Genomic DNA, 4,414 nt, shown 5'->3' with positions numbered 1-4,414 from the left:
TTCGTTTTTTCTTTTTTAGTAAGCCGGCACCCCGCAGATACTCAACCTCTCTTTTCGTCGGCGGGGTACGAGTTGAATAAGAGACAGGGGGGCACACAAGGGGCATGCTCCTCGGTGCGGCCGCCCCGGAGCCGGACCCGATGTCCCGCCGCGAACGCCCTCAGCGGGCCGAACCGATTCGCTCGACCGTGCGAGGCAGTCCTCCTGGGACCAGAGTCAGCGAACGAAAGCGAGATGGAGGCGGCAGCCCTCGCGTTCCACGACGGCGCAACGACAATCGATCTTCAGGCAAGCGACTGATAGACGGACAGTATCGGGGATCGTAACGCCGAGGCCTACCTCAATATCGACGCCATCTGGGGTCGTATCCCAAATGAGACATCCAATATGATTGCGAATCTCCGTTGATGAAATCAGTCCTACAGTAAAAGCGTCTTGCAGAAATAAATCACGGGTCGCTTCCAACATTGGTTAACTCCGCAATTGTTCGAGGGACGGAGGGGAAGGTTATGGTTAACTGTTCCTGAAAGCACGTGGAAAATGATTGCGTGTCAGGCAAAAAACCTGTTGCGAAAACGGCGGGTTCATGGAAGTCGGGTGGCGAATGCTTGGTCGTTCCTCGGCTAAGTGCCTATCATTCTGGTTGTTTGGAGCGTTTTGCAGCTTAGGGGCGAAGGCGTGCCGCTTCAACGCTCCCTGCTTGCCTGGAGCCGTGACCGATCGCGTTGCCATCGAGCGCGGCTCCAGGCCTTTGTCGTGACGCGCTCCCTTGCGCCGAATCGGTATCCACTGGGGCGGCGCCATCCACCTCAATCGGGGCGGTCCGCGCCGCAGCGACTTGACCTGCCCCGGTAGGGGCTCCACCATCGCGATTACGCGCGTAGACTAAGGTTCCAGAGGCGTGGCGACAGGCCGGTTGGCGAGCATCCCGTTCTTCAAGGAACCGGGTGTCGATCTCTCCCCATTCGAGACGCGCTGCCACTGGCGGCGCTTCGACGAGAACGAGACGCTCGTCGATTACGACGACATCTCGACCGATGTGTACTTCCTCGCCATGGGCGAGGTGCGCATCCTCAACCGCTCGCAATCGGGCAAGGAAGTCATCCTCGGCGAAATGCGCACGGGCGCCTTCTTCGGCGAACTGGCCGCCCTCGACGGGATCGGCCGCTCGGCCAACGTCACGGCGCTCACCCGCGGCGAGGTCTGCGTGGTGCCCGCTCCCGTCTTCCGCCAGATCGTGTTCGCCTCCGAGGCCATCGCCGACCGGCTGTTCCGCCTCCTCGCCAAGCGCGTGCGCGAGCTGAACACCCGGCTGATGGAGCACGCGCTGCTCGACCTGCGCCACCGGCTCTACGCCGAGCTGCTGCGGCTCTCCGTGCCGCGGGCCGGCCAGGACGGGGAGCGGGTGGTGACGCCGCCGCCCTACCATCACGTCCTCGCCGCCCGCATCGGCTGCCGCCGGGAGCAGGTGACCCGCGAGTTCACGGTGATGGCGGGCGAGGGCCTGATCGACCGCACCCGCGGCGCCCTCGTCATCCGCCGCCCCGACCTGCTGGAAGCGCGGGTGCAGGAGGCGCTGCGGGAGGACGCGTGAGCGCCGATCCCGAAGGCACCTGACCGAGACCCGTCCCGACGCACCCGATAGATCGATCTTGCACGCAGCCAATTCCCACCCGGATCGGAGGCTCCGCCTGGAGCGGGTCAGCAAGCGCTTCGGGGGCCATCAGGCCGTCGATGCGGTGTCCCTCGATCTCGCGGGCGGGGAGTTCTTCTGCCTGCTCGGCCCCTCCGGTTGCGGCAAGAGCACCTTGCTGCGGCTGGTGGCCGGTTTCGAGACGCCGGATTCCGGAGCGATCCGGCTGGGCGAGGCCGACCTGACGGGGCTGCCTCCGCATCGCCGGCCGGTCAACATGATGTTCCAGTCCTACGCCCTGTTCCCGCATCTGAGCGTCGCGGCCAACCTCGCCTACGGTCTCAAGGGCCTCGGCTTGAGCCGGGCGCAGATCGCCGAGCGGGTGACGAGCCTGCTCGCGCTCGTGCGCCTCGACGGGTTCGGGAGCCGCCGCCCCGACAAGCTTTCCGGCGGCCAGCGCCAGCGCGTGGCTCTGGCCCGCGCGCTCGCCCGCGAGCCGCGCCTCCTGCTCCTCGACGAGCCCCTCGGCGCCCTCGACCGGGCCCTGCGCGAGGAGACGCAAGGCGAGCTGCGGGCGATCCAGAAGCGGCTCGGCACGAGCTTCGTCGTCGTCACCCACGACGCGCACGAGGCGATGGCGCTCGCCGACCGCATCGGCGTGATGGAACGCGGGCGCCTCGTGCAGGTGGGGCCGGCGCGCGAGCTCTACGAGCGCCCGGCGAGTCGCTACGTCGCGGGCCTGCTCGGCGACGTGAACCTGATCGAGGGCCGGCTCGGGCCGGCGGAGCCGGGCGGCTTTCGGAGTGTCGAGACCGCGCTTGGACCGATCCGCGCCAGCGGGGAGGGCGAGGCCGGCGCCCCCGTCGTGGTGGCGATCCGCCCGGAGCGCCTGAGGGTCGGCGGGGAGGGCGAGGCCGGCGGCCTGCCCAGCACCTTGCCCGGCACCCTGACCGAGGCGACCTTCCTGGGCGACCGCATCCGCTACCGGGTGACGATGGCGGACGGCACCGCCCTGCGCGCCTCCGCCGCCCTGCCGCTATCGGGCCCGGCCCCGTCCGTGGGGGAAGCGGTCGCCGTCGCGGTGCCCTCGGACGCCGCGCGGATCCTGCCGGCATGAGCGGCCTGTCATGAGCGGCCTGTCGCGGCGTCTCGGCCGGGGGCTGGTGCGTGGCCTGCCCTTCCTGTGGCTCGCGCTGTTCTTCCTCGTGCCCTTCGCGGTGACGCTGAAGATCAGCTTCTCCTCGCCGGCCACCGCCCAGCCGCCCTACCTGCCGGTGCTCGAATGGGAGGGCGGCCTGGAGGGCTGGCGCGAGTTCCTGGAGGCGCTCGACTTCCAGAACTACCAGATGATCGCGGCCGACGCCCTCTACCGCGACGCCGCCCTGTCCTCGCTGGGTTACGCCGCGCTCGCCACCGCCATCCTGGTGCTGGTGGGCACGCCGACGGCCTATGCCATGGCCCGCGCGCCCGCCCGCTGGCAGCCGATCCTGGTCGCGCTCGTCATCGTGCCGTTCTGGACGAGCTTTCTCATCCGGGTCTATGCCTGGATCGCGATCCTGAAGCCCGAGGGGCTGCTCAACGCCGCCCTGCTCAAGCTCGGCCTGATCGGAGCGCCGCTGGCGATCCTCGATTCGCCCTATGGCGTGCTGATCGGGCTCACCTACGCCTATCTGCCCTTCCTGGTGCTGCCGCTCTACGCGGTGATGAGCCGGCTCGATCCGGCGCTGACCGAGGCCGCCGCCGATCTCGGCGCCTCGCGGGCGCGGGCCTTCTTCACCGTCACCCTGCCGCTCAGCCTGCCCGGCCTCGCCGCCGGTGCCCTGCTCTGCTTCATCCCGATGGTCGGCGAGTTCATCATCCCCGACCTGCTCGGCGGCTCGGACACGCTGATGCTCGGCCGGGTGCTGTGGAGCGAGTTCTTCTCCAACCGCGACTGGCCGCTCGCCTCGGCCGTGGCGGTGCTGCTCCTGATCCTCGTGGTCGGGCCCGTGGTGCTGTTCCGCGAGGCGGAGCTGCGCCGCGAGGAGGCGGCCCAAGGGGGCGTCGAAGGGGCCGCCGGCCGATGAGCCTGTTCGCCCGCACGGTTTTGGCCCTGGCGCTCACCTTCCTCTACGCGCCGATCCTGGTGCTGATCGTCTATTCCTTCAACGCCTCGAAGCTCGTCACCGTCTGGGGCGGTTTCTCGACCCATTGGTACGGCGTCCTGTTCGCGGACGGGCCGCTGATCGCGGCGGCCCTCGTGTCGCTGAAGGTCGCCGTGCTGTCGGCGGCCATCGCCGGGGTGCTCGGCACCTGCGCGGCGCTCGCCCTCGACCGGCACGGGCGGTTCTTCGGGCGCGGCGCCTATACCGGCCTGCTCTACGCGCCGATGGTGATGCCGGAAGTCATCACCGGCCTGTCGCTGCTGCTGCTCTTCGTCGGCATCGGCCTCGATCGGGGGATCGGAACCCTCGTCATCGCCCACGCCACCTTCGCCACCGGCTTCGTCGCGGTGGTGGTGGGCGCCCGGCTGAAAGGCCTCGACCGCTCGCTCGAAGAGGCGGCGGCCGATCTCGGCGCGGGGCCGGCCCGCGTCTTCTTCGGCATCACCCTGCCGCTGATCGCGCCGGCCGTCGCCGCCGGGTTCCTGCTGGCCTTCACCCTGTCGCTCGACGACCTCGTCATCGCGAGCTTCGTCTCCGGCCCCGGCGCCACCACCCTGCCGATGCGGATCTACAGTCAGGTCCGGCTCGGGGTGAACCCGGAGATCAACGCCGCCTCGACCCTGCTGATCGCCACGGT

At 69.1% G+C, this 4,414-nt stretch carries 4 protein-coding genes; all 4 read left to right on the top strand.

Annotated elements, in window-relative coordinates; translation table 11 throughout:
• Positions 1-901: 901 nt before the first annotated feature.
• Positions 902-1,594 carry a Crp/Fnr family transcriptional regulator gene (locus MZTS_RS22325; protein WP_012456405.1) on the top strand — a complete coding sequence of 231 codons (693 nt, stop codon included), beginning with the start codon at positions 902-904 and terminating at the stop codon, positions 1,592-1,594.
• 58 nt (positions 1,595-1,652) lie between these two features.
• Positions 1,653-2,750, top strand: coding sequence for an ABC transporter ATP-binding protein (locus MZTS_RS22320; RefSeq protein ID WP_192285457.1), 1,098 nt, complete (start codon positions 1,653-1,655; stop codon positions 2,748-2,750).
• Between the two features lie 10 nt (positions 2,751-2,760).
• Positions 2,761-3,699 (top strand): ABC transporter permease, encoded by a 939-nt coding sequence (locus tag MZTS_RS22315; protein ID WP_192285456.1) that lies wholly within the window; start codon positions 2,761-2,763, stop codon positions 3,697-3,699.
• Positions 3,696-4,414: ABC transporter permease subunit (locus tag MZTS_RS22310; protein ID WP_192285455.1), on the top strand; the 719-nt coding region annotated here is incomplete at its 3' end. The genes MZTS_RS22315 and MZTS_RS22310, both read left to right, overlap by 4 nt.

Origin of the sequence: Methylorubrum zatmanii (assembly GCF_014845115.1) — a bacterium.
GTDB classification, from domain to species: Bacteria; Pseudomonadota; Alphaproteobacteria; order Rhizobiales; family Beijerinckiaceae; genus Methylobacterium; species Methylobacterium zatmanii.
The sequence above is the reverse complement of the archived record's forward strand: the minus strand, read 5'-3'. Positions and strand labels throughout refer to the sequence as shown.